At 40.9% G+C, this 756-nt stretch carries 1 protein-coding gene; it reads right to left on the minus strand.

The genetic code is table 11. The features are described from left to right. The coding region (locus tag ACTXGO_RS15290) for an OsmC family protein (RefSeq protein ID WP_435949797.1) at positions 1-413 on the minus strand (413 nt) is incomplete at its 3' end. Between the last annotated feature and the right edge of the window lie 343 nt (positions 414-756).

Consider the following 756-nt stretch of genomic DNA (forward strand, 5'->3'; position numbering starts at 1 on the left):
TAACCTGCGATATTTTCAAAATCGTGAGTGATATCTACCCCGCCCTGCACTAGCATTCGACTCGCGGAACAATATTTTTCAGCCGATAGTTTAATAGCGCGCTCAATCTGTTTATCAGACACGTCTTTGCCTGTGACCACAAAATGCATATGAATAGCCGTATAAACTGCAGGTACAGTTTGGGCACGCTGAGCGGTCAGCTCGCAGCGCACATCACTGACGTCTTGACGCGACTTTTGCAGGATAGCGACCACATCATAACTGGCGCAGCCGCCAAGCCCCAATAGTATCAGCTCCATAGGGCTTGCGCCTTTTTCTTTGTCGGCGTCGATTTGTACATTATGTCCTGATGGTGACACGCCCATAAAGGCTTTGTTTCCTTGCCATGTGACGCTTGCTTTTGATTCTGACATTATTTATCGTCCTTTGTTAATCGCTACCTAAAAATTATACATACCAGTCTAAATTTACGATTTAGCTAGTGTAGCACAAGCCAAAACCAGATTTTATGACGTGATTGTCACATGTCGTTAATGATTCAATCGACTTTAGAGTAAGCAGTAGCTTTTAGAAGTGGATAGATTTTTAGTAGATGACTTGGTTATTTTTGTGATGAAACTGAGTGAGTAACTCTAAATTTATATCGCACGTAAGCCACTGATTTTAAATGGTTAAATTCGTGAAACATTTTATAGCAAAATAGCGTTACACATTTTGTCGGTTTCTTGGTTTAATGGTGGTAATGAATCTCATTTT

Source organism: Psychrobacter sp. T6-1 (genome assembly GCF_052258445.1).